We start from the raw sequence: 25,461 nt of genomic DNA on the forward strand, positions 1-25,461 counted from the left end.
ATTTACTCTTTGTCATTATTTATAAATATTTTTCCCAATTCTTTCTTCTCTCTTTTTTTCCAATCTCCCTGATGATACACATAACTTATCATAAGAGGAAGAACGGATGTTGCTTCAGCATACACCATTTGTGTATTTTCAATGGTAACCTTCCCCCACGAATGAGCTTCTTTTAGCGTCGAGCTTGAACAAGCTCCATCTCGAACATCCGCAACTGTTATCTGCACTGCGTATTTATGCATCGGGGTATTTTTTTTACCCAACATTTCAGCACACACAACAGTGTCTTGAGTGAAATTTTTGGGAACACCGCCTCCTATCATAAAAACACCTGTTTGTTTTGCCTGCATTTTTATCTCGGTAAGTTCTCTAAAATCAGCAACGGAATCGATTGAAATATGAATATTTGGCTTTTCAACTTGATTCATAACTAAGCCAAAACCAGCACTACTGTCGGAAAAAGCAGGGCAAAATATCGGCACATTATTTTCATAAGCAACCTGAACTAAAGAATCTTTTTTCTTGGCCTTCTTAGGATTTTCAGAGAGAAACTTTCCCATATGATAAATAAATTCTCTCGAAGAATAAGGTCGAGGCTCAAGAGAATCCGCTATTTCTTTGATAGCGTTGTCGCACATTTGTAGTTCATTTTCATTTATATACGTATCATATATTCTATCGATATAAAGCGATCGTAATTTGCGGTCATCTGAATCTACTGATCCCTGATAATGCTTTGCGCCAAGAGCTTCGAAAAAATCCATATCTACTATCGTTGCTCCTGTTGCAACAACAACATCGATCATGTTTGTCTTTATCATGTCTACATAGATTTGCATACATCCAGCAGCACTTGTACTTCCTGCTATAGTAAGGATATTCACACATTTTTTTTCTTTTATCATGGCAGATAATATATCCGTAGCATGAGCAACTTCTCTTGCCGAAAAAGACATTCCTCGCATGGAATCAATAATGTATTGTGAATCAAACTTCTTAATATCGATATGCTGAACAACGTTTGAAAGTAATTCTTTCTTTTCCTGTGATTTCTTCATATTTTTGATCTATAATAAATTTTGACTTGGGTATCGAGTTCCTCTTTTAACAAAATTAATTTCCGTTTCTTTCAATTGAAATATTTCAGTAATGTGAGAGATGATCAGGTCTGTTTCCATATCATTTTTGCAAGTATAGACATCCGCACTCAAAAATCCTCTTCCAGGAAATGTGTGTATACTTATATGACTTTCTTCGATCAAAACATATCCACTCCAACCTCCAGGATCCTTTGTATCATTTCCCTTTGCAAAAAAAACTTTCGTCTCCGTAAGTTTGTGCATTTCACATTTAACCACCAGATCATCTAGACATTTACGAACAGATTCTTCATCGTTTAATTTCTCAAAATTCCCACCATAACCGTCAATCATAAGATGCTCTCCGAAGTTTATTGTTTCCATATATTTTTCTAAATTATTAATAATTAACTCATCTAGGTTCATTCCTAGGAAAATGCCCCAATAGTTTTGTGATTTGCAGTAACGTATCAACTAAGTTATACCTCTATTGTAACACTTTTCTATATAAAGACAAAGGTGAATGTACGAGATGAGTACCTCTTGGACACTTTACTATATTTTTTCGTAAACTCTATAGGTGTCATATAGTCAAGAAATTGAAAGATTTATAAAAAATTTCAAATATCGCCTTTTGATATATAATAGGATTAGATAAATATTATCCTCACCTACTAAAATAGGAACTTATATATGGAGCCCTTATTAATAAATTATTATCTCCATTTTTGAGCAATAATATTTCAAATTTATGATAAAGAATCTTGATAAATCCATTATAATAACAGGCGCCTCGGTTAGTGGAAAAACGACGTTATGTCGTCGTCTCATGGTACATTTTAAGCTTCAGCCACTACCTGTACACATGACCCGAGAATTGCGAAACGGCGAAATTGAAAATGTTGATTTGGTTTTTATTGTAGAAGATGAATTTAAAGCGCGTTTTCTAAATGGAGAATATTTGCAAGAGTCCCTTGAATCGGCATATTTTAGCGGAGCCTATTACGGTTGCCCCAAAGAATGGATTAACCATACTAGAAATGAAGATTATTGTTGCTTTGTATGTCCAACAGTCAAAATGGCGAAAGAGTTAAAAAAAACACTTGGACAGAAAATTTTTTGGATACATCTGACTACTAATAAAAAAGTTAGATTAGAGAGGTTAATGAAAAGAAATCCCGATATGAAAAAAGAAGATTTTGATGCAAGAATTGAAAAAGGAGATGCGATTGTTGATACAACAGGACACGATTTAATCATAGATACCAGTTATCTTAATGCTTGGGAAATTTTTTTCAACGCATTAGCGAGACTATAATATATGTGTGGAATTGTAGCCATTGCTGGAAAAATTATAAACAAGAATCACTATGACACTGAAGCTATGCTTCAGAAATTAAAGCATCGCGGACCGGACGGGCAAGGAGAAATAACATTTCCCCATTGCTGGCTTGGACATCGACGACTCGCTATCGTTGATTTAAAATTTGGCAATCAACCTATGGTTGATGATAAATTAGCTATAACTTTTAATGGCGAAATATACAACCATCGCGAATTACGTAATCAATTAGAAAAAGTAGGATATCATTTTCAAACTCAATCTGACACAGAGACAATTTTGAAAGCATATCGAATGTGGGGAAAAGATTGCCCAAAGTATCTAGATGGAATGTTTGCTTTCGCAATTTGGGATGATCAGCAAAACGAATTATTTATTGCCCGGGACAGATTGGGGAAAAAACCCCATTATTATTTTTTTGATGGAGACACAACGTTTCTTGCTTCCGAAATAAAATCATTAGTTGCTTCGGGTACTTTGGTTCCGGAAATAGACTATAAGGCTATCGACAATTTTCTAAGGGTGATGTATATTCCGCCATGGAAATCAGTATATAAAAATGTTCATCAAATTCCACCCGCACATTGTGGAGTCTACAAGGATGGGAAACTTTCACTCGACAAGTACTGGACACTTCCTTCTCGGAAAATCGATATTTCATACGAAGACGCCAAGGTTGAAGTTCGTAGACTTCTTCATGCTGCAATAAAAAAAAGAATATCCTCTTCCGATGTAGAATTAGGCTCATTTCTCTCCGGCGGACTAGATTCATCATTGGTCACGCTTATTACAGCTGGCGAGCTTAATCACCCGCTTAAAGTATTTTCTGTCAGTTATGATAATCATGATGAGCTCCCTTTTGCCAAGCAAGTATGCGAAAAAATAGGTGGTGAACATTTTACAACACGCATCGATGGGTGCATAACGCAAGAATTGGATAAAATAATCTCCTATTTCGATGAACCGCACGCTGATACATCCGATTTTCCACAACATCTTGTTTCACAACTCGCGGCACAAAAAGTAAAAGTTGTATTATCCGGAGACGGAGCTGACGAATTATTTTTGGGATATAAGTGGCATCTCAAACATAAAAAACCCAATCAAAACCATGGTTCATCAGATATTTTCCGTAATCGCCTTCAATCAATATGCGCATTTCCCTCTTCTGACAGATCACTACTTTGGAAATACCCGGATGCATTAAATGACGATATTATCATAAAAGATGCTTATAAAAAAAATTTCACCTCTATTGATAATGTTACAACATTTGATTTAACCTCTCACTTGCCAGGTCAAATTCTCACAAAAGTGGATCGTGCCAGCATGATGCATGGGCTTGAAGTTCGCTCACCCTTTCTGGATATAGCGTTAATAGAATTTGTTTTTAGTCTACCTTATGAATATAAAGTTCGTAACGGTGAACAAAAATATATTCTCAAAGATATTCTTACCGAATATATGCCCATCGATTTTGTTTATCGCCGCAAACAAGGGTTTGGAGCTCCAATAGAACGATGGTTAAATAACCCCACAATGAAAGAGTATGTATATTCGAAACTAGGTTCTGATGCAAAAATAAGATCCATTTTTTCAGAAAAAATCCTTGATAACTATCTGCATGATTTCTATATTAATGAACATAAGCACGAGCGTTCCGCACAGCGACTTTGGGTACTTCTATCCTTAGAACGCTGGATGACACAATTAAGTTTAACCTTATGAACAATAATAAAAAATCTTCGGCTTTGCTTGATAGTCTCCATACTGACTTTAAAAAAATATATACAACTATGTCAGAAAAAAACTGGCATGAGCAAATTACTTTTTATCTAAATAAAATAGGATTTTTTTCTGGTAGCCCTGCTAAAGAAAGAATGGTTACCGGCTGGATTGCCGGGCTTTGTGAGCGTGCATACTATGTTGCGGCGCATAGAAAACCAATAAATATTCGTTCAAACTTTAGCCGTCAACTCAAAAAAATAATAAGCTCCACATCCTTACCTGAGTTTCTTAGTTGTCCCGGACAAGTCATTTGCGGTAAACGTCAACCCTCATTCATCGAAGGCATTATTCCGACACTTGAACGTCTTCAAGTCATGGAACGCTTACCAGAAGTGTTTGGTGCCGGTATAGATTCTATTATTATCGGCGGATCAATGAGTTATATCCCCTTCTTCGGCATACGCGAAAATAAAAAAACTAAGGATTTTTCCGATATTGATACGCTTATCGTTATTAATAATAAGTTCTTTAAAAAGGCTTCCTGGAAAAAATTTATAAATGACAAGCTATTTCCCGTTAAAGAGAAAGAAAAATTTCTTGATCGAATAAAGGTTTTCCAAAAACTCAACCGCAACAATATTGCTGACGTATTCAGCCAAAAATTTTCTATTGTTGGGAAGTCTTTTATCGTAAGCAATCACTTTGTTACTCGTTCAGTATTCGAAAAAATGGTTTATACTGACTTAAAAAAATCTCTTCAAACAAGAAAGGATATGCAGTACATTATGCGCGATTTTCGAATAGATCCCTTTAGGCACCCTTGCCATGCGCGTCATACTTTTGACGGCCAACGTTTTGAATCAGTAATTGCTGGACAGGAATTAGAATCAGGCGGATTTATTTCTAATATGCCAGGCTATATTATTTCTAATGAAAAGCTTTATCCTGGTGTCTATCAAACTGTAATTTCTCCCGCATTTTTAGTGTTTTATGATCGCATAGGAGAAACGACAAAATTGGTTAAAGAATTTGAAAATATTATTTACAGAGAGGTTAAATATATACGAAAAAAAACACCGTCAGCAACATATGCTAAAGCACATAACCGTTATGATATTTTCCCTCTCGGCAGATATGATGACGGGCATAATTCTTACATTTCACCAAAGGAAATTAAAAAATATATACCACCCCCCAACTTTAATATTATTGGAATCAAATCGGTTATCTCACCAGAAGAAGTTATAGCCGATAAAATTAAAGATTCAAAAGAAAATCAGCTCGTTCGTTATAAAGCAAGACGCTTTCTAGAAAACTGGAAAAGGAAAATGTTAAGAAATGCCGAAATGGAAATTGATAAATTCATTAATCAAGAGAGCCTTAAATCACTAATGCTATCATCTAAAGAGCAAGGAAAACAATGGGCTACAGTAGCTGCCATCCCCTACGGCAAACAGATAATCGAAAAAATTCCGCATCCATATAAAAAATCAGATTCAAAAAACTTAATTGTGCGCGAAGAATTATTTACCCAAATCATAACGCCTGGTGATATTATGCGTTTAACTACATATGAAAAATTAGCACAAATATCTGGAAAAGTTTATGTAGCAAGTATTATGGATTCAAAAGAAAAACGCAAAAATTTACCACTAAGCTATGAAGTAGTGATACCGATACCAACATAACATCCTACCGCTTAAGCGTTATTATAATTTTCTTGTCTTCAATTGAGAATTCTTTTTTGATATCATTTTCTGAAAGCAAGTTTGATTGGATATTATTTGCCAAAACTTCTTTTTGAATCATTTCTCCAAACTTATTGAAAATTTCTTCCATTCCATCATATCCGACTCGAATACGATTATCAACTTCATATCCCGCTTCTTTGCGCATTTCTTGAATAACTCTAATTATCTCGCGAGCATTGCCTTCCATTTTCAACTCCTCAGTAATTTCAATATTTAGTTCAACCTTATTTTCTGGTCCACTTTTAATAACAACATTTTTGACATTAACCTCTTCTTTCATAATTTCTATAAAATCTTCCTGCATTTCATAGTTCGTAATTATCAATTCGGAAAGTGGTTGTCGGACCTTGATTCCATTTTTTGCACGCAATTGCAAAGCCTCCGTAATGATTTTTCTGGTATTATCCATTTTTTCATTTAACTCCGCGTCAATCAATTTTTCATCAGCCACAGGGAAGTCAACCAAATGTACAGATTCTTCATTTGCTAAGTTCTTATAAATTTCTTCTGCAATAAATGGAGTAAATGGTGACATAACCTTTGATAATTCCACCAAAACATAGTGCAATGTTTGGTAAGCAGCTTCTTTATCACCATCATCCTCAGATTTCCAAAATCTCTTTCGGCTGCGGCGAATATACCAGTTAGATAATTCATCAATAAAATCCATGACTGGTTTCGTAGCATTTGGCAAATCATAAGCCAACATGTTTTCGTCAGCTGTTTTAATAAGTTTATGCAACTTTGATACAATCCATTTATCCAGCAAGCTTATTGTTTGAGGTCTCTCGCCTAAATTTTGAGGAGACCATTTATCTACATTGGCGTACATGACGAAAAAACCATAACTGTTCCACAAGGTGCCCAATTTTCTTTGAATATCAGAAACATCCTTATCAATTAAGGCAAAATCGTCACCATTGAGCAGTGGTGAACTTATCAAGAGGTATCTCAAGGCATCGGCACTATATTTCTCAAGCAAAACATTCGGATCCGTATAATTACCTAAAGATTTTGACATCTTTTTACCATCCGAACCCGCAATCGTACCAGTTACAATGACATTTTTAAAAGATTCCTTTCCAAAAAGACCCACTGATACGGCATGTAGGTAATAGAACCACGCACGAACTTGACCAACATATTCAGAAATAAAATCTCCCGGAAAATTTTCTTCAAACTTCTCCCTATTCTCAAACGGATAATGAAATTGAGCAAATGGCATTGACCCCGATTCAAACCAGCAGTCCATAACTTTTTCAATTCTTCTCATCCCAATACCATCTATTTCAAAAGTTATTTTGTCGACATAAGGCAAATGGTAATCTCCAAGTTCTACGCCCGAAAGTTCCTTTAATTCTGCATAACTACCCACGACTTTTGTTACTACTGTTCCGTCAGATTGTGTTCCGCGCCAAACCGGAATAGGCGTAGCCCAAAATCGATCACGACTTAAGTTCCAATCGGGAGCAGTTTCCACAGTATTCCTAAACCGCTTTTCCTTAAAATGATCCGGGAACCAGTTGATATTCTCATTTTCTTCCAACATCTCTTTTCTTTGCCCGTCAATATCCATAAACCAGCTTGGATGAGCTCGGTACATCAACTTCGTACCACACCTATGGCAATGTGGGTATTCATGCTGGACATAGTCAATTTTTAATACAACATCATCCACCAAAAAAGTTTTGGCTATTTCTTTATTTACTTCCCAAACATTTTTATCCTTCCATCTTCCATCGACATAGATTCCGTTTTCATCAACCGTATTTACGACTGGCAGTTTCTCTTTTTTAGCAACCACATAGTCATCTTCTCCGAAAGCCGGAGCGATATGCACAATACCTGTTCCATCTTCTGTTGTCACAAAATCCGCACCAATGATTCTGTGCGCTTTATCCCCATGATTTTTAAAAAGAGGCTTATACTTTTTATTGACTAATTCCGCACCACTAATTTCTCCGACTATCTTCGGTGGAGTAGGCGGAACATCCAAGGAATTCAATTCTTTAACGGCAACAAATAAAACTTCCTTCTTATTTTCATAAGTTTCTTTTGCTAAAATAAAAATTTCTTCCTCCCCTTTTTTGTTATTATATCTAACTTTTACATAGTCAATTTTTTCACCTATTGCTAAGGCTACATTGGCCGATAATGTCCAAGGTGTCGTTGTCCAGGCTAATAAATATGTATTTTCTTCGCCTTCAAGTTGAAATTTCACATAAACCGATGGATCAGTTACCACCTTATAGCTATTATCCATAGCTACTTCAGCTTTTGAAATCGGAGTCGCACACCGCGTGCAATACATTAGAACCTTTTCACCTTCATATATTTTTCCTTTTTCATACAATTGCTTAAATGCCCACCAAACACTTTCCATGTATTCTTTATCCATGGTCTTGTATGCATTTTTAAATTCTACCCAGCGGCCGATTCTCTCAATTGTATCTTCCCAAACACTACCACCTTGAACCATTTCTCTATGACAAGTTTGAATATATTTTTCTAATCCAATTTTTGGAATGTCACGTTTATCTTTAATGCCTAGTTTTTTTTCTACCAAATTTTCCGCAGGTAGACCATGACAATCCCAACCCCAACGCCTTTCTACTCGCTTACCTTTCATAGTCCAGTACCGTGGCACTACATCTTTCACGATCGAAGAAAGTAATGTCCCATAATGAGGAATTCCTGTTATGAAAGGAGGTCCGTCATAGAAAACATACGCATCTTTTTTATCTCTCATCTCCACAGACTTTTTAAAAGTATCATTTTCCTTCCAAAACTTAATCATCTCCTGTTCCATTTCTGAATATTTTTTTCTTAATTCTACCTTTTTAAACATAAAATTATCATTTTATAATATTTAACTAACATAAAAATAAAAATCCCTACACAAATAATGTATAAGGACGATTGAAAATCGTGGTACCACCTTAATTCCCCCAATATTTATATGGAGCTTGATTATGGCTATTACGGGCCACCCGGTGGATTCTACTTGCCTAATAGGCTTTCTTTTCACAGCATTGGGATTGATAGTCCCTCAAGCGCTTTATATATATAATACTTCTTTTTAAATATTAGGCAAATTACCAATCTTCTTAACTATTTTATCAAGACTCTCAAATAATGATTTCCTTTGACGGATCTACCGTTAAATCTGGATGTTTTGGAATTTCGTAATGCATATCCTTACCAATTTTTTCACTTCGTATATAAATCCAAAAGAGATTAATCAGTTTTGTAATCATATCCCGTATTGATTAAAAAGGTGCTATAACAGGAACGACCCTATTAAAACCTTGGCTATTAAGAACTTTTGTCAATCGCGCAACTCGCATATTGTGTTCCTTTCTATCTTCATTGCTAAATCCTAGATCTATTTAAATTGATACACGCGATTCATCTCCATCAAGAACTACAGCACTTAGTCGATCCTTTAGCAAATATGCGAGCAAGGTCTTACCTGAATTAACATTCCCAGTTTACTATATAATTCTTTTTTTGCTGTCTCATATCTTGGTTACTGAGATTTCTTCAATTTGCTTTTCCATTCTAATCCTCCTGATTCCCCAGCCAGCATCACGACTATAAAAAACTTCTTTATATCAGGAATAGCTACTAAACATTTTCATCACCCTCATACTCCTTTCTAATCCTCGCCATTCATTCTTCAACCAGATAAAGATAGATAAAATCTTAGAGTATCTCTAGCAGCGATGACGACGCTGCCACATTCATTTAGAACAACATTAATGGGAGCATTATGACCTCTGTGAAACGGTTGCTAACGACCTATACATAATGATTTACTCATGCATTTATGAATACGCTGAATTCATCCTTAATTAATTTAACGGTTTTATCAGTACTTTAAAATCTGATTTATCTTATTCGCTTTAGTTTTTGAGTTTATTTCATCCAAGAAAAGAGTAAATGATTCTCTTCGTGGAAGTAACCCTATCTCTCCCCTTTCTATTCCACGAGAATGACCAGGCAAATCAATATCACCTGTCACATTTTTAAAATCAGCGTAATTCAGGAAAAGATCGCTATAATTGATTCCAATGTGACCACAAATTTTTTTCATTTCTTGAATGGGATTATTACAGAAATTTTCATACTTAAATATCATCACTTCCTTTCCTACTAAGCTTGTTGTTAGCTCATATAAAAAATCAAGATTTTTATCATAAAATGTTCTTGGAGAAGCATTAAGAGAAAGCCAAACATCAATAGCGTTTCTAACAAAAGCAATCGGTATAACCGGAAAAAATTTGAATAGCGCATCAAGCGTAGCCAATGATTTAGATGGTTTAAAATTATTATATCGGGATGGTACGAAACTTCCGAATGTCCAATCGCGAACTACTAGAGTTAAATTTTTAGAAATACAATATTCATATATTTCAGTTATGTTTTCAATAAATCCTTCCGACTTCAATTCCAAACCGTACCATTCTTTAGATTGCTCTTTAATCGTGCTACAAGAACTAGGGCACAAAGCTTCAATACTTACCTCAGATAAAACAAAAGTATTGGGAATACTAGCAATGCATCTATTAAGCAAAGTCCCTCCGGACCGTGCATAAGCCATCATCACCACAATCGGTTTAGAATATTTATTTATCATCGTTTCTTTCGTTAGTTTTTAACTAAAGCTTCATCATATTTCTTTGATATAATTTCAACTTGTTTCTTCAAGTCTGTTATCGTTCCCTTCGCGGGAGATAATGAATAGGATGGCGTGAAAATATAATTATTATTATTGCCACCAACCCAGTATCTTCCATCCAGTAATATTTGTTCAGAAGTATTTGTCAAATTATTTTTAAAAGTTTCGTCTACGGGAGCAATCCTAAAAAAGAAATCTTTATCCAAATCATAAATAATCCCATATCTATTTTTTATTTTTGTCTCATCATAAGCAATTTTATTTAATTTAATCCAATCGGCTAATATTTTTTTGATTAATTCAACACTAACATGAGGAGAATCATCAAGCCTCAATTCTTCTATTAGCTTTAAATTTATCTTATTTTTATAGCAAAAATCAAATAAGCTAGGTAATGACGATATATTTATTTCAGTTACCGGAGTATTGAACTCTATTCTGCCCCCCCTTGATTTGATGAATAATGCTGAATCCAAAGTATTTTTTAGACCATCTTTATCAAATCTCGCTCTTGTCGTTTTTTCATATATGTCCTTATCTAAAGATGGCAAATGTATATGAACATCAGATAATCCATTTTTCAATAAATCATCAGCTAACTCAAGAGTCATTCTGGAACCATTAGTAGTCATCCCAACATCTTTCACATACTGATTCAATATGCTAAATATTTCCACCAGGTCTTTTCTTAACGTTGGTTCACCACCCGTTATCTGGATGTGAAGATTTTTCTCATTAATAATATTTTTTAGTTCACTAACAAATTCCCGGACTTGCTCTAATGGAATAAATCCATATCCTCGCGTATACTTTCCATCTACGAATGGTCCGCAATATATACAATTTTGATTACATGCTCCCGTTACCGATAATCTTATTTCATAAAATGGCATAGAAACATGAAAATCTTTTGTATTCTCTAATAGCATAAATATTTATATTTTTTCCCAAGTTATTACATCTCCGACTCGAATGTTAAGTTCTCTTGCACTATCCGTGCATCTGACTTTTCCTAGTTCAGGTAACCCCATGGAACTTCCGGGATAAAGTACCCAAGTTCCGGTATCATGATCCATCATTCGCGCTGAAGTTATGACCTCAATAGATTCATTTCCATTTACAAATATCCTCACTTTTGTTCCTTCTGGATAATCAGGGAATTGATCTTTTATTTTCATTAACCCAAAATTATCAATATGAACGACGACACCTTTTTTAACAGAAAAGTCGCACAATTCGTCTTTACTTAGTTCCTTTCCATATTCTTCAAATGAAATCCTTGATGCTATTTTGGCAACCATTGGAGAATGAACATACTTGCCTCCGAACGGATAAAATTTACTTTCTTTTATTTCATATAGAGATTTTATACCAAAATCATCAAATAACCAATTCAATGTTCCAGTATCCGCACCTTCAAAATATATACCATTCGCAAGTTCGCCAAAAATTCTTTTTGGTCTCTGTTGGGATGGGTTAAGAATTAACATAAAAATAACGTCCTCCTTATAATGTTCTGCCATCAGTCGTGTAAGAAATGCTCCATTCGTTATGGAAAATTCCTCGGCGGGAATAAGAGGCTCAATCTCTGTATAGCTATTGCCCAACTTTTCACACTCAGATAATATTTGTCTTCTAATTTCACAAAATGCAACATCTTTGCAATCTGTAATGACTACAACATGTTTAACTGGTTTTTTCTTGTTCACACTTAATGTTAAAATTAGGTAATTAAAGCACGCTAAGAATATTAGTATCACGCAATCTGGCTATTATATAACTCATCTAGGGTTATTCCTAGGAAAATGCCCCAATAGTTTTGTGATTTACAGTAACGTATTAACTAAGTTATACCTCTATTGTAATACTTTTCTATAAAAGACAAAAGTGAAAAATCCACAAAAAAGACCGATTTTCTTCAATCGGTCTCAAGAAAATCTAATTTCTCGTCTAGAGTTATTCGCAATATTCATTCATATTGGAATAATCAACTTCACTCCCCCGCAGAGGAAGACGTTTGAAAAGATTTTTATTCTTCAGAGGAGAATTATTTACCTCAAAAAACTTTTGAATATCACCTATTCCCACGAAATCAAAAAAATCTTGATAATAACCTTGAGAAAAAGGATATTCGCTAAAGTTTGTTTTTGCTATTTTGTTCATAATTCGAACATTTTTAGCATAAACCTCTTTGAAAGATCTCATCGAAAGAAAGGGATAGAGCTTCTGCGCATCTTCAAAAGGTAACTCTCGTTCTTGATAAAGCCTCCATTGATACGTACTCGCCACAATCTGAGGATAAAATCCATTATATTTCGTTATATCTTTGGCATACCCCACGGATTTGAGGAGTCTAAATTCAAAATCCCCACAATACAAACCCTGCGTTAGCAAAGAAGCATTTTCCAAGTATGTGAGAATGAGAACAGGATTCACCACAAAACCCAGTTCCGAAGAACTATTTTCTCTCACCGAATAATAAACAATTTCGGCAGGAGTTAAATTATGACTCGCATTTCCTCCTTGCAGTTGAGGTGTTTGTATCGCGCCAGGGCCATCTTGCCAGCTCGGCCTACTCCAAGTATTACAAGGATCCGCGCTTCGTAGTATTCGAGACCAGCATGTTCTCTGTGCATAGCACCAAAGATTAGTATCTTTCATTTCTTGATACAAAGAGATCTCTTCGTTTTCATTTTCCGCTTGTAAGGAAAACGCCATCAAGAAAAGAAATAACGCCAAAACAAGAAGTGTGTATTTTTTCACCAACTTTTCCTCTTTATGATTTGACAAAGTACCACCGATGTTCCAGCTCAAAAGTATCGACTAAATGTATTTCTGTCAATAAAAAATCGTGCACACTTCACTTATTTTTTTAATTTTTGTTATAAAAAAACCGCGCAAAAAGAAATATTATTTTCCTTTCTACACGGTTTTTGAGTAATCAGCTCCAGATAATTTGAGCTATTTCCTCAAATTTTTCTCTTTCACTTCTATCATCTCTATACCATTGGGCAAGTGAAAGATAAGAAGTAATAATGGCATCAAGTTCGTATTCCAAATAAGGAGAAGGTAAGCCCCTCTGAACATACCCAATGTCATAAAAAAACTTCATATTCTTCTTGGTTTCTCTCCAATCAAAAAGTATCTCGGAAGATATCTTGATAGGAGGAAATGTTCTTCGAAACCACAAAGGATCCAGACTATGATGTAATTGAATTTCATGACGAATCTCATGACTGGCAATTTGAATAGCCATTGATTCAAGAGCTTCCAAGCTCCCATCAGTAAATCTGAATTCTTCTACGATTTCTTTTGGGTGAAGAATGTATCCGAACTCGCATGGAAAATCTTTTTGTCTTCCGTTTACGAAAGCACTGGTAACCAAAGAGTTCGGATGGAAGCTACAATAAGCACTATCTTCGTGAGGAAAAAATTTCTTTCTCTCTTGAATCGCCCCATGAAAGAAATAGAAATTCACCTTTCCTTTTTCAGGAATGTTTTCTTCATGAATAGAAACATTACTCAGTTGTATGATCTTTTGAGACCCCGTAACTACCGAATGTAAGATAGAGAAACAATTTCTCATTCCTCTTAAAAGACTTTCACTGCCTATATTTGTCATCGCTGTGTTCCTCCCACTTATTTCTTTTTACAAGGTACGAAAATTTACAATGCTATCTTTTTCCACTTTTGTCAAAATCTGCACTCCTTCACCTGATATATAAACGATTCCAAACGTATTCAATCCTCTAAGAAAACCACATAAAGCAAAACTCAAACGGTATAAAAATAAGAAGGTATTATTTATTTATAAGGTCCGACTTTTTTCACAAAACAACACTCAATAAATGAGTGTTATACCTATTCTGCGCAAAAATTCTCTTCAAAATTTTTTATTAACCTATTTTTTCATTTCTCCTCTTTTTCTATTTTCTTTGATGAATTCGAAATAAGATTGAACAAAGGATAAAAAAACTCCAATTCCAGATATAATGTAAAAAATTGTAACAATAAAAACGATTACAGATCTCTGCGATCTCTAGGATCGATATAAGAAAATAATTGCAAAAGAAGATACCCAAAAAAGGCATACAAAACAAGCGCTACCAGCGTTGCAAAATCGACCAAAAATCCTCCGAGATTAAAATCGGGAAGGATTCTTACAAATGGGCTAACAAGGGACTCCGTCACACCGTAAACCCAAACTACAAATGGTGTACTCGAATTGGCTGCAAAAAAAATAAATACAAAACGAAACATCAGCAAAAATTCAATGATGCCAAAGACTATATTCACCAACGTTCTTATAATTCCTAACATAAACTTACTATGCATTATAAAATCAATATCCACCTTTGATACAAAGGAGAAAGTTTTATATTTCTTTTTGAAATAATCGTCAATTTCCGAACAAGAAAAAACTTTGAAGGTTATTAAGAATTGTGACATTTTTCACCATTCCAACAATAGTTCTCTTTTAAATTATTTCATTATTTTTTTACTAAACATATAAAATCTCCCTGAACAAAATAATTCAGCACGCTATCAGTATCGATCTTAATAGAAAATATAAAAAAGGAAATATAAATGCTTGAATACTGTATCATTAACATCTGCAGATATGTATGACTCAAAAAAATATCATCATAACAGCTAAATTTATAATCGTCATTCATTTGCTGCAAAGCTGTAAAATTTTATAATCCAAAACTGTGCCCCAGTTTTTATACTATGAAGTAAACTGTGGCGTAGAGTGTCAAAGAATATAGAAATGATTGTGAAGGCCGACACATTTTCTTTTTTATTTCTTCTATACACCTTTGATTAGTATAATCGCACTGCTCTCAATTGCACTTTTTTATTTCATTAGGGTAAGTAAAAATCTCTATAAAAAAATTTGTGCATCGTTCATAGAAATGTAAAAAATTATTAGAATCGTATGTCAAAGAAATTAACCGAATCAACAACTCTCAAATTAGCAGTAATGGGTGCAAGTCTTGCTGGAATTGCAGCAACCGCCTATTTCTTCTTTGGACCAAAGGGTAAAGAACATCGCCAGTACGCGAAAGCATGGGCCATTAAAATGAGAGGTGATGTCATCGAGAAACTTGAATTAGCCCACGAAATCACCGAACCCATTTATTTAGCCATTATTGACACTGTAGCCAAAGAATACAAACGAGATAATAAGGCTAGCCAAATCGAGATTGATGAATTGTCAGCTGATCTCAAGAAGCACTGGAAATCCATAAGCGAGCTCGCTATAGATGCCAAGAAGAAACTTTCTGAAAATACTTCTCAGGTGACCAAAGAAGTCAAAAAAGTTCTCAAATAAAATATTATTACACTTAAGACTTCATAAAAAACACCCTAAAGGGTGTTTTTTATCGTCACGAGCTAATATAAACATTAAAACTTTATTTGAGAAAAATAACCAAGATATCCATATTCCAATCTTTTCTACTATGCTGTTGGGTTTTATTAATTTATTTTCGCTCTCATTCCGATTAAATAACTTTTTCCTACTGTTATACCGATAACTGATCCAATAATTGCGCCCGCTACAAATTCGGAAAACCAATGAATACTCGTAACAAAGACTGCAATGCCGATATAGAAAGCATAAATGGGAGCTAAGAATCTAATAATTCTATTTTTAGGAAATAAAACAAAAATAGCAATTCCCATAGCAAAGGCGATGGTTGTATGAGAAGAAGGCCAACCCCAAAAAATTCCGTGTCGAAAAAAGCCAAATAAAAATTGATTACTATTATCTACTAGATTGCCAATATCAATAAGTGAATTATGTATATGTGCAGGTGGTTGAACTCTTCCAGTAAAGACTTTATAAAAACTGGAAATAATACTTCCTAAGATAGCAGCTTGTAAAACCGCCAATCCGACTGTCAATATTTTTACTTTCTTCAGAAAAACGCCCATTAAAATTAAAATGAGTGGAAATAGAAAAGGTGCTATAGTTCCAAGAACTAAAGCAATATAAAAATAACCACGCCAAAAAGTAGTAACTACGTGGGTAAAAATTTTCCAGTCAAAGCCAAAAACGACGAGAATATACGTCAAAATAATCGCCAAAAAATGCCAAGGCAAATTATATCCAGAAAATATATTCCAAACATTTTTAAACATTTGATCAAAGAAATTTCGCATAATATGGTATTAAAATTTTTTCATATTATAAATTATTCCTAAAAAATTGTATTGTCCTCTCCCAGGCAAGAGATGAATTCTGTCCTATGTTATGATCATCACCTTGATATTCTCTATATTCAACTTTTTTTTCTTTTTTTTGAAGTTCATCATGTAAATGCCTAGAAAGTTCAATTGGTACACTCTTATCGCCAGTAGCATGCTGAAGTTGAATAAGTGCAAAAATATCATCCAAATATGTATATGGATCTATTTTGTCCCAAAATTCTGGATTCTGACTTGGTAGATCATACTTCTCGACAAGCGGATTTGATCCACGCATAAAAGAGATTTTATCATTATACGTTTCCAGTTCGTCCACATAACTTCCTACAACCCCAGCCCAAAGAGAGTAAGCCTTAATATCTTTAGAAACGACCGCTACACGCAAACCCGTTTCACCACCATTGGAATGACCCCAATAACCAAGTTTATCTGGATCAACGTCTTTATAGTTTTTTAAATACGCTATAGCGTTAAGTGTATCAATTGTATATTTTTCTGAAAAATGCGCACCGATTGCTTCCCCTTCTGATTGCCCATGACCCCGAAGATCTGGCTTAAACGTAATAAAGCCAGCTTTAGCCAATGTGGCTTGATAACTGGGATAGCTTCCCGTCGTGGAATATTGCGCAGGAGGAATATACCCATGTACAAATACGATGGCTGGAAAACCGTCATTTGGCTTTAATGCTAATGGCACAGTCAAAAGCCCAAAAATTTTCAGCTCCTCAGATTTATAGGAGACTATATATTGCTTGTAATTAGCACCATTTGCAAGTGTTTTTTCAATAAAAAAATCACCACCTAAATATTCTTGTTTTCGCAGCGATTCAATTGCCATTGAGAAATACTCTTCTTTTTTCTCTTCTGGAGTATTAAGCAAGGCCTCTTCAACCTGTACATCCTCAACAGGGTCCTCCATTTTTGAATTATTAAAAATAAGGAGAAATACCACTCCAATGAGAACAATAAATAAAAATAGACCTCCCTTTTTCATTGTAAAAATATTTGAATGTATATTACAATTCTACCACAAAACAAAAATCAACCTAATATTAGTTGATTTTATTTAGCCGAACGGGTGGAGAGAATTTATCGCGTCACTCACTATATATCAAGCTTTTGCACTAATGAAGTTTTTTCGAATCCCCTTACTCTTTTTTCTTTTCAGTCTCGTACAAGCTGTTAGCTGATGTATTTATAATTTTTTACCATCCTTATTATTAATTTTTTTCGAACCGAATATTATATAAAGAACAATCTTGTAATAAATGACCATCACTATAAGAAAGCCAAGGACGATAAAAAATATTTGTTGCAAAACTGAAAGGACGGTTTTTATAATTGACACTTTCCATACAGCCATGTCATCCGCTTCAAGCCCCCATAATAATGCCTTTTTTACATTGCCATAGCGCTCAAATGAATCTAATTCAAGAACTTGAACGCATTGAGCATTGTTTTGCGACAAATATTTTTTAAATTCATTTAATTGGACGATATTAAGGTCGCCCTTGTAATAATTTACTCCTGTTTTGGCTGAAATTTCCTCAACCATGTTGGATATATTTTTTGCGCAATAATATTCCTGTTTAAGTAGCCAGCCACCATTTCCACTATAAAATGATTTTCCGTTATTTGTGCCATATAAATTATACTCATATACAGCGACCTTTTCATCTGGTTTTATCAAATCTCCAATTAAACGAATTTTATCGTCCATGCGTTCCGACAGCATTCCAACACTACTATACTTAGGAAGCTGAGCATCATCGACACTTTTTAAAATACTAACGCCCAGAAGGGCTATAAAACAAATAATGAATACGATAAATAGAAGTCTATGCCACCAACGACCTTTTAAATTCAAATCGGTTCGAAAAAAATTGTTTTTCATAAGAGTAAAAAATTATAATTATTTCACATAACGTTTCCGAATATCTGAAGTTGCGCCCGCATTTATTGGCAAAAACTTTCAATATTCTCTTATCTTGATTATATCACCAAACTTTGCTTTATCATAGCGCAATTTGGGTGGAACAGAAAAGAAAATCACAAATATTTTCCTTATTATAAGCCCTTTTTTGAAATTTTTTTAATCTACTATTGACATATTATCTATTTTCTGCTATGATAGTATGATGCTAAATTTTTGCATACAATAAACCTAAACAAGGGAGGTTCTTTCAATGAAAAATAGTCAACCCGTCGTATTGCTTACAGTCACAAAGGAAATGCAGGCCAAATGCCCATTCCCAGAGGAAATGAATTGTCTGGAGTGCCTCAGTCGAGCATGCAATTCAGACTCAACCGAAGACGGCGACATGAGCTGGATGACCGAAATGGCCAACGAGATAGATGAAGAACGGGACAAGGCTCAGTAAAAAAATTTCAAAAAAGGGCATTCTAATTATCAAATATTTGTGATTTTCTTTAAGGTCGTTGATATTATTCGCGACCTTTTTTCTTTGCCAAAAATCATTTCTACCGCACTAAATTATTTGGGCTATTTCATATAACGTTAGGGATATGAGAAGTCGTGCGTAGCACGATTTGGGTGAAGAAGTCTGCAAGACTTCGTAACCTCATATCCCTTGTTATATTCCCCGAAGGGCTGAAATTTAGTGCAACGTTCCGAAGGAAAATTTCAGAGTATTTTTCTGGGGCGTTAATCATTATTGCTTGGAATTTTCTTAAACACAAAATAAATCCATTTATTATTCTCGATTTGTGTAAATTGAGTTTTCAGTTTTTCATAAGCAGAGCTAAGAATTTGTTCTTGATTTTCTTTTGATACATTTTCAAAAAAAGTTGCAGTTGCTGGAATCTTGAAAAAATTGAAGAAGTCATCTAATTTTCTTGGCCCAATATTTAAGGTTTCAGTCTTTTCAAGAATATATCCTGCGTAAGAAAATAACTCTTCAATTTTTTCTTTACCAATTTTTGGCTTAAGTTTGTTGCTGGGCTTATAACCTCTTTTCTTCATTTCAGAAAAAATCGTATCAATTAAGAGTTTCTGATTTGGTTCCGGTTTTCCAAAATCAAAGAATTGTTGATTTAGATTGAAAATAATCTTTCCGTTATCTTTAAGAATATTGGATATCGCATGAAGAACTTGATTTTGATTTTGGAATTGCCAAAAGGCAGAATTGCAAATAACCACATCCACTTTTTCTGAAATGAATTTATCTAAATCTTGAGCATCAGCAACAATAAAAGCAACTTTTTTTGATTGAACAAATTCTTTAGCGACATTAATCATGTCTTCTGAAAAATCAATTGCATAAATTTTTTCAACATCAGGACAATTTTTCAAAACTTCTTTCGTAGTCAAACCAGTTCCACAAGCAAGATCAACGACTATTTGATTGGGCATAATATCTGCAATTTGAACAAGCTTTTCGTTGGTCTGCTTGTATTGTGGAAAGTTTAAGGCATATTCTTGATATTGCTTTCCACTTTTGTTCCAAAGTTTTGAAAAATTAATCATAAGAATAATAAATGGTGTAAAGTTAATAAATGTAGTGGAAAATTCCAAGCACTATCTTTTCTCTTAGCCCCAGAAAAATATTGAATATAACTCGTTATTATACGAATTGTTTTGCGTAAATTATTTAATATATTGTATATTATACGAAATTTTTATAAATTATTATTATATAAAAACTACATTAATTTTAATATTTTTCAAAAGATTATACAAACTGAACTTAATAAACTCGAGCGAGAACTAAAAATCAAAAACTACAGTTCAAAAACTATAAAAAGTTACCTTTACGGTTTGCGAGAATACTTTTCCTTCAAATTTAATAATTACCCCGAGCTTGACCAAGAAGATATTAAAAATTTTTTGCTCCACTGCGAATATAATAAAATCTCACCTCAAAGCAGAAATTTATTTTTAAATGCAATCAAGTTTTATTATCGAAATATTGCAAAAAATATACAGAAAATTGAAATTCAATCTGCAAAAAAAACCAAAGGGATTACCTATCGTTTTGTCACGAATTGAAATAAAAAAATCATTGTATCTTTGAAAAATCCAAAACATAAATTTCTTCATTCCCCAATAAAAAGATTACTATAACCTACAAAGAAGCGTTTTAGGATCCAACATTCTTCGATCATTGACGATTAAGCCATCGCGTAACTCCACAATACGATGGGTTGACTGAGCATATTCCAATTCATGAGTCACCATAATAATGGTTTGGCCTTTTTTATTTAAATCAATAAAAATATTCATAATTTCGCAGGCACGCTGAGTATCCAAATTAGCCGTTGGTTCATCAGCAAAAATTATCTTAGGATTATGCGCCACCGCTCTGGCAATACTAACACGTTGTTGTTCACCTCCCGAAAGCTGACTAGAAAAATTTTCAGCTTTATTTTCCAAACCCACTTGAATGAGTGATTCTTTGGCTATGGTATAAGCTTTATTTTTTCTCTCTCCACGCATAAGTAATGGCAAAGCAACATTTTCCAAAGCATTCAATTCTGGCAATAAAGCATATTCCTGAAAAACAAATCCGAAGTTATTCAGACGATAATTAACTGCCTTATCACTAGATAATAAAGTTATCTCTTCATTATCAATAAAAACTTTTCCTGAAGGAGTTTCATCTAATAAACTTAAAATATACAAGAGTGTACTCTTTCCCGCGCCTGACCTTCCCATGATGGAAACAAATTCACCACTCTCAACTTTTAAGTTAATCCCCTTTAGTACTTTCTGTTCAATTTCACCAGTGATGAAAGTTTTAATTATATTTTCTGCATTTAACATAAGCTATCTCCCTAAAATAGAATCCAAAGTATTTCTTCTTATAACAATCTGCGCAGGCAAAAATCCCGCTATCAAAGTAGCTATAAAAAGCAATCCTAATCGCCACAAGGTACCAGCAGTCGTAACCGCTAAAATACCATCACTGAATGGAAAATCAATCGGGTTTTTGTCAAAATAGGGCACCAAAAAACCATAAAGTATTACCAAACCAAGAGCTGATCCGATGGTGGCATAAAAAATAGATTGAAAAAGATATGAATAGCGTATAGTTCCCCCACTAACACCGATACCTTTCAAAATTCCTATAAATTTTTTGCGACTAATAGCATTGATAAAGATAACAATAAAGATAGTTATCGAAGCAACCACCAAACCAATAGTTCCAATAACATTTCCCAAAATAGTAAAGGTTGTAGAAAGATCTTTAAAAAATTTTCCTTGAGCTTCTTCCCATGTTTGCACTAAGACACTTTCGTCCATTTTACTATTTTGCAAGCTCTCCTTCACGAAAGATGATTCCACCTTTGGATTAATCGTGATAGCTATTTCACTGGCATCATTTTTATCTAAATTGGTCAGGTTTAGCATATGATTCTTATTCATGAATATGCGCTGACTCACATCGCCCACTTTTATTTTGATTATTCCCTTAACGATAACTTCATGAAAATTATTATCACCAACAGTCATCCTAAGCTTACTACCAATTTTCACATTTTTAATTGTATTTTGACTTAATGCATCAGAATATTGACTCAAAAGACTACTCCCAACCAATATTTTATTCGTGTCATTCTCTGATAAAAAATCACCTTCAACCAAAAAAGAGCTTAACTCAGTAACTTTATCCTCATTGGTGGGCGTGATACCAACCAGAACAGTTGAAGAAATATTTTTTGATTTATTCTCAGAAAGCTGTGTCTTATAGTCATTCTCGAGAGAGACTGGAAAAAGATAACGCGTACTAATATCAAAAACTTCTGGCAATCCCCCAGCCATACTCACAATTTTATTAGTATCTCTTATAACCTTATATTCTGTTTTTGGCTTAACAAAAACATCCCCGGAATAATGGCTTCGGAAATCATTACTAGAACCAGCAATAAGTCCAATTAATATTCCGCTAATAACCACAAGATTAAGAAACGTGACCATCATCACCAATATGATTAAGGATGTAATCCAAAAATTAGACCGTTTGATTTGACGATAGGCCAGAAAAAAACCTACTTTTAACTCGACAATATTCATGTTTTTATTATAGCACGAGTTCTCACTTAGCACTTCCCCATACAAAAATATTCTTATTAAAAAAATCTCTTTCTATTTTGCACGGGATGAGGGATTTTCGTTTCGTCCGTGTCGTCCGAAACGAACTCCTTCTTTGTCTTTACGTAGCATTAAACGCCCCCCTATTTGCGCTTATCAACACTCGAGGAGGATCATCATTCCTACCCCGTTCGATTCCCTTTCCAAAAGCAATATAAAAGAAAAGACGCCACAATGGCGTCTTTTCTTCTATTATCAGCACGGGATGAGGGAATCGAACCCCCAACCGCGGTTTTGGAGACCGCCATTATACCATTTAACTAATCCCGCAAAAAAAGAACTTCTTTACTGTATATGAAAATTCTTTTTTGTTCAAGAAAACACCCTCGACAAGAGGGTGATTTCTTTATTTGAGCTCTTTGTGAAGAATATTCTTGCGACAAAATTTGCAATACTTGGAAAGTTCCAATTTCTCTTTCAATTTCTTCTTGTTCCTTCTGGAATAATGAGTAATGTGCTCACATTCTGAGCAACGAAATTTTACTATTCGTTCTTTCAATTTAACGGCCATATGTTTTCTCTACATCAATAATTAATTGTGAGCCGTTGACCGGATTCGAACCGGTGACCTTCTCCTTACCATGGAGATGCTCTACCGACTGAGCTACAACGGCAAATGCTCGGTCAAAAACTCTTTTTTATTCAAAAATTCAAACTCTCTCTATCTTTTTCAGATAATAATGTACAAACTACTACATATTTCATTTTGAAATATGCTTTGTGGGCAGGGAGGGATTTTCGTGTCGTCCGGAAACGGACTCCTTTGTCCTCACGTAGCGTTAAACGCTCACACATTCGCGTTCATCGACATTCGAGGACTCACTCCTCCCCGTTCGAATCCTTTTTCTCCCTTCTTATTTCTCTCTAATGTACAAACTACTACATATTTCAAAATGAAATATGCTTTGTGGGCAGGGAGGGATTCGAACCCCCGTAGACCGAAGTCGACAGATTTACAGTCTGCTGCGATTGACCACTCCGCCACCTACCCAAGTCTTTTCTCTCTATAAAAACAAAAAACTCCCCTTTCTTCTATCATTTTTGAGCCACCTGTCGGACTCGGACCGACGACCCACGGTTTACAAAACCGTTGCTCTACCAACTGAGCTAAGGTGGCGGGAACATATTTTCCAAAACATTCCCTACCATATCAGAAACTTTTCTTTTTTGCAAAGAAATCTTACTTTTACCTTAATGTAAAAATTGATCATGCGCAAGGACTCTTTCTAATCTTCGTATCCGCACCTTAGTACCCCGATGCTGAGGATCTAATTTTATCACTTGTCTATAGCATTCCAAGGCATCTTCAAAATTTCTCTGATCAATATAAAAGTCTCCGAGAGATTCATAGGCGGATATATCACGAGGATTCAGCGCTATCCTTCCAATTAAAGCCTCTTCATAATCATTTTTCGAAAGTACACGTTTTTTGGAACTTGAAGGTTTCGTCATATCACTCACCATAGGACGAGAAACGATATCCTCTTCAGATTTTACAACGTCCATTGCTTCATCTTTCTTGCGATCAAGAAACATTTCCTTTTCTGACATCCCTTCTTTTACTTCCCTATTCAAATCTTTTGATTCTCCATAAAGTTCTTTCCGAGAAAAGACTTTTTTCATGCTATTGTCCGTCGTTTTCTGTTTCTTGAAAAATATATTCAAAAATACTTTAAAAACAAACTTCACACCTCGAAAAAGAATTGAAAAAAATGAAGTAATTTTTTTTTCAAATAAATCCAAAAATCCTCCACTCTTCCCAACTAATTGAGGTCCTAAACGACTCAATTTTTGAGAAACTGAACTAAAATTTCCAAAGGGTGCCCTACCTTGCAAAACCGTTTCCCTCTCAGTTTTTTTCTTTCTAAAAATTTTTATAAGAAAAAAAAGAGAAAGAAAGAAAATAATGGGCGGAATGATAAAATTCCAATAGGACATACGTTTTTGAAAAACCTCCTGTTATAACTCGTAACGAATAAAATCTCCAACTTGAATATTTTCTCCCATTCGAGAGATTTTTTCAGTTATTATTTGTTCGACCGTCATTTCGGGGTTTTTGATAAAAAATTGAGAAAGTAAAGCTCGCTCATTTCGAAACTTCTTTTCTTTTCCAAGAAGAATATTTTGAATAATCTCTTCTTTCTTTCCTTCATTCTTAAGTTGCTCTGTCCAAATCTCTCTTTCCTTAAGAACTTTTTCATTGGAAACATCTTCACTTCTAAGACACTCTGGATCCATTGCGGCAATATGCATAGCAATATCTCGAGAAAGACTTACGAACTCCTCATTTCTTGCAACAAAATCAGTCTCACACAAAAGCTTTACCAAGACACCAATTTTTCCATTAGAATGAACATATTGTCCGATAATTCCTTCAGAAGCATCTCTGTCGGCCTTTTTTATAGCTTTATCATGTCCCCGTTTTTTGAGAATTTCAAGCGCCTTAGCATCATCTCCATTCGCTTCATCTAAAGCCTTCTTTACATCTACTACACCGGCTCCAGTTCGTCCTCGCAAAGATTTAATTTGCTCCATCGTAATTGCCATATAATTTT

General features: G+C 34.5%; 25 protein-coding genes and 4 tRNA genes. 6 read left to right on the top strand and 23 right to left on the bottom strand.

Annotated elements, in window-relative coordinates; translation table 11 throughout:
- Window positions 1-2: 2 nt before the first annotated feature.
- Both IPN70_00820 and speD read right to left on the bottom strand, forming a co-directional pair.
- A complete protein-coding gene (locus IPN70_00820; protein ID QQS61465.1) occupies window positions 3-1,058 on the bottom strand; it encodes a deoxyhypusine synthase in 1,056 nt (351 codons plus the stop codon).
- 9 nt (window positions 1,059-1,067) lie between these two features.
- Window positions 1,068-1,505 (bottom strand): adenosylmethionine decarboxylase, encoded by a 438-nt coding sequence (gene speD, locus IPN70_00825; protein ID QQS61466.1) that lies wholly within the window; start codon window positions 1,503-1,505, stop codon window positions 1,068-1,070.
- Between the two features lie 325 nt (window positions 1,506-1,830).
- On the opposite strand from speD, the gene IPN70_00830 reads away from it, so the two are divergent.
- The 3 genes from IPN70_00830 to IPN70_00840 are packed head-to-tail and all read left to right on the top strand — an operon-like array spanning window position 1,831 to window position 5,837.
- Window positions 1,831-2,397, top strand: coding sequence for a hypothetical protein (locus IPN70_00830; GenBank protein QQS61467.1), 567 nt, complete (start codon window positions 1,831-1,833; stop codon window positions 2,395-2,397).
- Between the two features lie 3 nt (window positions 2,398-2,400).
- A complete protein-coding gene (gene asnB / locus IPN70_00835) occupies window positions 2,401-4,149 on the top strand; it encodes an asparagine synthase (glutamine-hydrolyzing) (protein ID QQS61468.1) in 1,749 nt (582 codons plus the stop codon).
- Entirely contained in the window at window positions 4,146-5,837 is a 1,692-nt protein-coding gene (locus tag IPN70_00840; GenBank protein QQS61469.1) for a hypothetical protein, read from the top strand. The genes asnB and IPN70_00840 overlap by 4 nt, the downstream gene beginning before the upstream one ends.
- Before the next feature lie 4 nt (window positions 5,838-5,841).
- Here IPN70_00840 and IPN70_00845 read toward each other — a convergent pair whose 3' ends face one another.
- The 8 genes from IPN70_00845 to IPN70_00880 all read right to left on the bottom strand — a co-directional run bounded on the left by IPN70_00845 (window position 5,842) and on the right by IPN70_00880 (window position 15,030).
- On the bottom strand, window positions 5,842-8,748 hold the full coding sequence (locus IPN70_00845) for an isoleucine--tRNA ligase (GenBank protein QQS61470.1): 2,907 nt from the start codon (window positions 8,746-8,748) through the stop codon (window positions 5,842-5,844).
- Window positions 8,749-9,169: 421 nt separating this feature from the next.
- Window positions 9,170-9,289 (bottom strand): adenylyl-sulfate kinase, encoded by a 120-nt coding sequence (locus IPN70_00850; protein ID QQS61837.1) that lies wholly within the window; start codon window positions 9,287-9,289, stop codon window positions 9,170-9,172.
- Window positions 9,290-9,771: 482 nt separating this feature from the next.
- Window positions 9,772-10,539, bottom strand: a complete 768-nt coding sequence (locus IPN70_00855) for a hypothetical protein (protein ID QQS61471.1) — start codon at window positions 10,537-10,539, stop codon at window positions 9,772-9,774.
- Between the two features lie 11 nt (window positions 10,540-10,550).
- Window positions 10,551-11,510: a radical SAM protein gene (locus IPN70_00860; protein ID QQS61472.1), complete on the bottom strand. Its 960-nt coding sequence runs from the start codon at window positions 11,508-11,510 to the stop codon at window positions 10,551-10,553.
- A 6-nt stretch (window positions 11,511-11,516) separates the two neighbouring features.
- Entirely contained in the window at window positions 11,517-12,290 is a 774-nt protein-coding gene (locus tag IPN70_00865) for an SAM-dependent chlorinase/fluorinase (protein QQS61473.1), read from the bottom strand.
- A gap of 247 nt (window positions 12,291-12,537) precedes the next feature.
- Window positions 12,538-13,395, bottom strand: a complete 858-nt coding sequence (locus IPN70_00870) for a hypothetical protein (GenBank protein QQS61474.1) — start codon at window positions 13,393-13,395, stop codon at window positions 12,538-12,540.
- Between the two features lie 127 nt (window positions 13,396-13,522).
- Window positions 13,523-14,203 (bottom strand): hypothetical protein, encoded by a 681-nt coding sequence (locus IPN70_00875; protein ID QQS61475.1) that lies wholly within the window; start codon window positions 14,201-14,203, stop codon window positions 13,523-13,525.
- Window positions 14,204-14,601: 398 nt separating this feature from the next.
- A complete protein-coding gene (locus tag IPN70_00880) occupies window positions 14,602-15,030 on the bottom strand; it encodes a YggT family protein (GenBank protein ID QQS61476.1) in 429 nt (142 codons plus the stop codon).
- A gap of 490 nt (window positions 15,031-15,520) precedes the next feature.
- On the opposite strand from IPN70_00880, the gene IPN70_00885 reads away from it, so the two are divergent.
- The gene (locus IPN70_00885) at window positions 15,521-15,916 is read left to right on the top strand and encodes a hypothetical protein (GenBank protein ID QQS61477.1); all 396 of its coding nucleotides are present in this window, start codon (window positions 15,521-15,523) and stop codon (window positions 15,914-15,916) included.
- 146 nt (window positions 15,917-16,062) lie between these two features.
- Here IPN70_00885 and IPN70_00890 read toward each other — a convergent pair whose 3' ends face one another.
- The 3 genes from IPN70_00890 to IPN70_00900 all read right to left on the bottom strand — a co-directional run bounded on the left by IPN70_00890 (window position 16,063) and on the right by IPN70_00900 (window position 18,688).
- The gene (locus IPN70_00890; protein ID QQS61478.1) at window positions 16,063-16,749 is read right to left on the bottom strand and encodes a phosphatase PAP2 family protein; all 687 of its coding nucleotides are present in this window, start codon (window positions 16,747-16,749) and stop codon (window positions 16,063-16,065) included.
- A gap of 25 nt (window positions 16,750-16,774) precedes the next feature.
- Window positions 16,775-17,788, bottom strand: coding sequence for an alpha/beta fold hydrolase (locus IPN70_00895; GenBank protein QQS61479.1), 1,014 nt, complete (start codon window positions 17,786-17,788; stop codon window positions 16,775-16,777).
- Window positions 17,789-17,989: 201 nt separating this feature from the next.
- A complete protein-coding gene (locus tag IPN70_00900) occupies window positions 17,990-18,688 on the bottom strand; it encodes a hypothetical protein (protein ID QQS61480.1) in 699 nt (232 codons plus the stop codon).
- 292 nt (window positions 18,689-18,980) lie between these two features.
- On the opposite strand from IPN70_00900, the gene IPN70_00905 reads away from it, so the two are divergent.
- Window positions 18,981-19,175, top strand: a complete 195-nt coding sequence (locus tag IPN70_00905) for a hypothetical protein (GenBank protein QQS61481.1) — start codon at window positions 18,981-18,983, stop codon at window positions 19,173-19,175.
- Between the two features lie 284 nt (window positions 19,176-19,459).
- Here IPN70_00905 and IPN70_00910 read toward each other — a convergent pair whose 3' ends face one another.
- Entirely contained in the window at window positions 19,460-20,281 is an 822-nt protein-coding gene (locus tag IPN70_00910) for a class I SAM-dependent methyltransferase (GenBank protein ID QQS61482.1), read from the bottom strand.
- A 111-nt stretch (window positions 20,282-20,392) separates the two neighbouring features.
- On the opposite strand from IPN70_00910, the gene IPN70_00915 reads away from it, so the two are divergent.
- Window positions 20,393-20,803, top strand: coding sequence for a phage integrase N-terminal SAM-like domain-containing protein (locus tag IPN70_00915; protein ID QQS61483.1), 411 nt, complete (start codon window positions 20,393-20,395; stop codon window positions 20,801-20,803).
- A gap of 69 nt (window positions 20,804-20,872) precedes the next feature.
- Here the strand turns inward: IPN70_00915 and IPN70_00920 are convergent, their stop codons facing one another.
- The 9 genes from IPN70_00920 to IPN70_00960 form a co-directional block, all read right to left on the bottom strand.
- Window positions 20,873-21,577 carry an ABC transporter ATP-binding protein gene (locus tag IPN70_00920; GenBank protein ID QQS61484.1) on the bottom strand — a complete coding sequence of 235 codons (705 nt, stop codon included), beginning with the start codon at window positions 21,575-21,577 and terminating at the stop codon, window positions 20,873-20,875.
- 3 nt (window positions 21,578-21,580) lie between these two features.
- Complete coding sequence (locus tag IPN70_00925; protein QQS61485.1) at window positions 21,581-22,828, bottom strand: hypothetical protein; 1,248 nt, start codon at window positions 22,826-22,828, stop codon at window positions 21,581-21,583.
- A 277-nt stretch (window positions 22,829-23,105) separates the two neighbouring features.
- Window positions 23,106-23,176, bottom strand: a tRNA-Trp gene (locus tag IPN70_00930).
- A gap of 76 nt (window positions 23,177-23,252) precedes the next feature.
- A complete protein-coding gene (rpmG, locus tag IPN70_00935) occupies window positions 23,253-23,417 on the bottom strand; it encodes a 50S ribosomal protein L33 (protein ID QQS61486.1) in 165 nt (54 codons plus the stop codon).
- 30 nt (window positions 23,418-23,447) lie between these two features.
- A tRNA-Thr gene (locus tag IPN70_00940) sits at window positions 23,448-23,520 on the bottom strand.
- A 294-nt stretch (window positions 23,521-23,814) separates the two neighbouring features.
- Window positions 23,815-23,897 (bottom strand) — tRNA-Tyr (locus tag IPN70_00945).
- Window positions 23,898-23,950: 53 nt separating this feature from the next.
- Window positions 23,951-24,023, bottom strand: a tRNA-Thr gene (locus IPN70_00950).
- 74 nt (window positions 24,024-24,097) lie between these two features.
- Entirely contained in the window at window positions 24,098-24,844 is a 747-nt protein-coding gene (locus tag IPN70_00955; GenBank protein ID QQS61487.1) for a tetratricopeptide repeat protein, read from the bottom strand.
- A 21-nt stretch (window positions 24,845-24,865) separates the two neighbouring features.
- Window positions 24,866-25,453 carry an elongation factor Ts gene (locus tag IPN70_00960; protein ID QQS61488.1) on the bottom strand — a complete coding sequence of 196 codons (588 nt, stop codon included), beginning with the start codon at window positions 25,451-25,453 and terminating at the stop codon, window positions 24,866-24,868.
- Window positions 25,454-25,461 lie beyond the last annotated feature (8 nt).

The organism is Candidatus Moraniibacteriota bacterium (genome assembly GCA_016699795.1).
GTDB lineage: Bacteria > Patescibacteriota > Minisyncoccia > Moranbacterales.

What these genes read in the sequence shown, in the direction of transcription:
- IPN70_00820 (QQS61465.1), bottom strand. Translation starts at nt 1,058, where the DNA reads ATGAAGAAATCACAGGAAAAGAAAGAATTACTTTCAAACGTTGTTCAG.
- speD (QQS61466.1), bottom strand. Translation starts at nt 1,505, where the DNA reads ATGAACCTAGATGAGTTAATTATTAATAATTTAGAAAAATATATGGAA.
- IPN70_00830 (QQS61467.1), top strand. Translation starts at nt 1,831, where the DNA reads ATGATAAAGAATCTTGATAAATCCATTATAATAACAGGCGCCTCGGTT.
- asnB (QQS61468.1), top strand. Translation starts at nt 2,401, where the DNA reads ATGTGTGGAATTGTAGCCATTGCTGGAAAAATTATAAACAAGAATCAC.
- IPN70_00840 (QQS61469.1), top strand. Translation starts at nt 4,146, where the DNA reads ATGAACAATAATAAAAAATCTTCGGCTTTGCTTGATAGTCTCCATACT.
- IPN70_00845 (QQS61470.1), bottom strand. Translation starts at nt 8,748, where the DNA reads ATGTTTAAAAAGGTAGAATTAAGAAAAAAATATTCAGAAATGGAACAG.
- IPN70_00855 (QQS61471.1), bottom strand. Translation starts at nt 10,539, where the DNA reads ATGATAAATAAATATTCTAAACCGATTGTGGTGATGATGGCTTATGCA.
- IPN70_00860 (QQS61472.1), bottom strand. Translation starts at nt 11,510, where the DNA reads ATGCTATTAGAGAATACAAAAGATTTTCATGTTTCTATGCCATTTTAT.
- IPN70_00875 (QQS61475.1), bottom strand. Translation starts at nt 14,203, where the DNA reads ATGACAAATATAGGCAGTGAAAGTCTTTTAAGAGGAATGAGAAATTGT.
- IPN70_00880 (QQS61476.1), bottom strand. Translation starts at nt 15,030, where the DNA reads ATGTCACAATTCTTAATAACCTTCAAAGTTTTTTCTTGTTCGGAAATT.
- IPN70_00885 (QQS61477.1), top strand. Translation starts at nt 15,521, where the DNA reads ATGTCAAAGAAATTAACCGAATCAACAACTCTCAAATTAGCAGTAATG.
- IPN70_00890 (QQS61478.1), bottom strand. Translation starts at nt 16,749, where the DNA reads ATGCGAAATTTCTTTGATCAAATGTTTAAAAATGTTTGGAATATATTT.
- IPN70_00895 (QQS61479.1), bottom strand. Translation starts at nt 17,788, where the DNA reads ATGAAAAAGGGAGGTCTATTTTTATTTATTGTTCTCATTGGAGTGGTA.
- IPN70_00900 (QQS61480.1), bottom strand. Translation starts at nt 18,688, where the DNA reads ATGAAAAACAATTTTTTTCGAACCGATTTGAATTTAAAAGGTCGTTGG.
- IPN70_00905 (QQS61481.1), top strand. Translation starts at nt 18,981, where the DNA reads ATGAAAAATAGTCAACCCGTCGTATTGCTTACAGTCACAAAGGAAATG.
- IPN70_00910 (QQS61482.1), bottom strand. Translation starts at nt 20,281, where the DNA reads ATGATTAATTTTTCAAAACTTTGGAACAAAAGTGGAAAGCAATATCAA.
- IPN70_00920 (QQS61484.1), bottom strand. Translation starts at nt 21,577, where the DNA reads ATGTTAAATGCAGAAAATATAATTAAAACTTTCATCACTGGTGAAATT.
- IPN70_00925 (QQS61485.1), bottom strand. Translation starts at nt 22,828, where the DNA reads ATGAATATTGTCGAGTTAAAAGTAGGTTTTTTTCTGGCCTATCGTCAA.
- rpmG (QQS61486.1), bottom strand. Translation starts at nt 23,417, where the DNA reads ATGGCCGTTAAATTGAAAGAACGAATAGTAAAATTTCGTTGCTCAGAA.
- IPN70_00955 (QQS61487.1), bottom strand. Translation starts at nt 24,844, where the DNA reads ATGTCCTATTGGAATTTTATCATTCCGCCCATTATTTTCTTTCTTTCT.
- IPN70_00960 (QQS61488.1), bottom strand. Translation starts at nt 25,453, where the DNA reads ATGGCAATTACGATGGAGCAAATTAAATCTTTGCGAGGACGAACTGGA.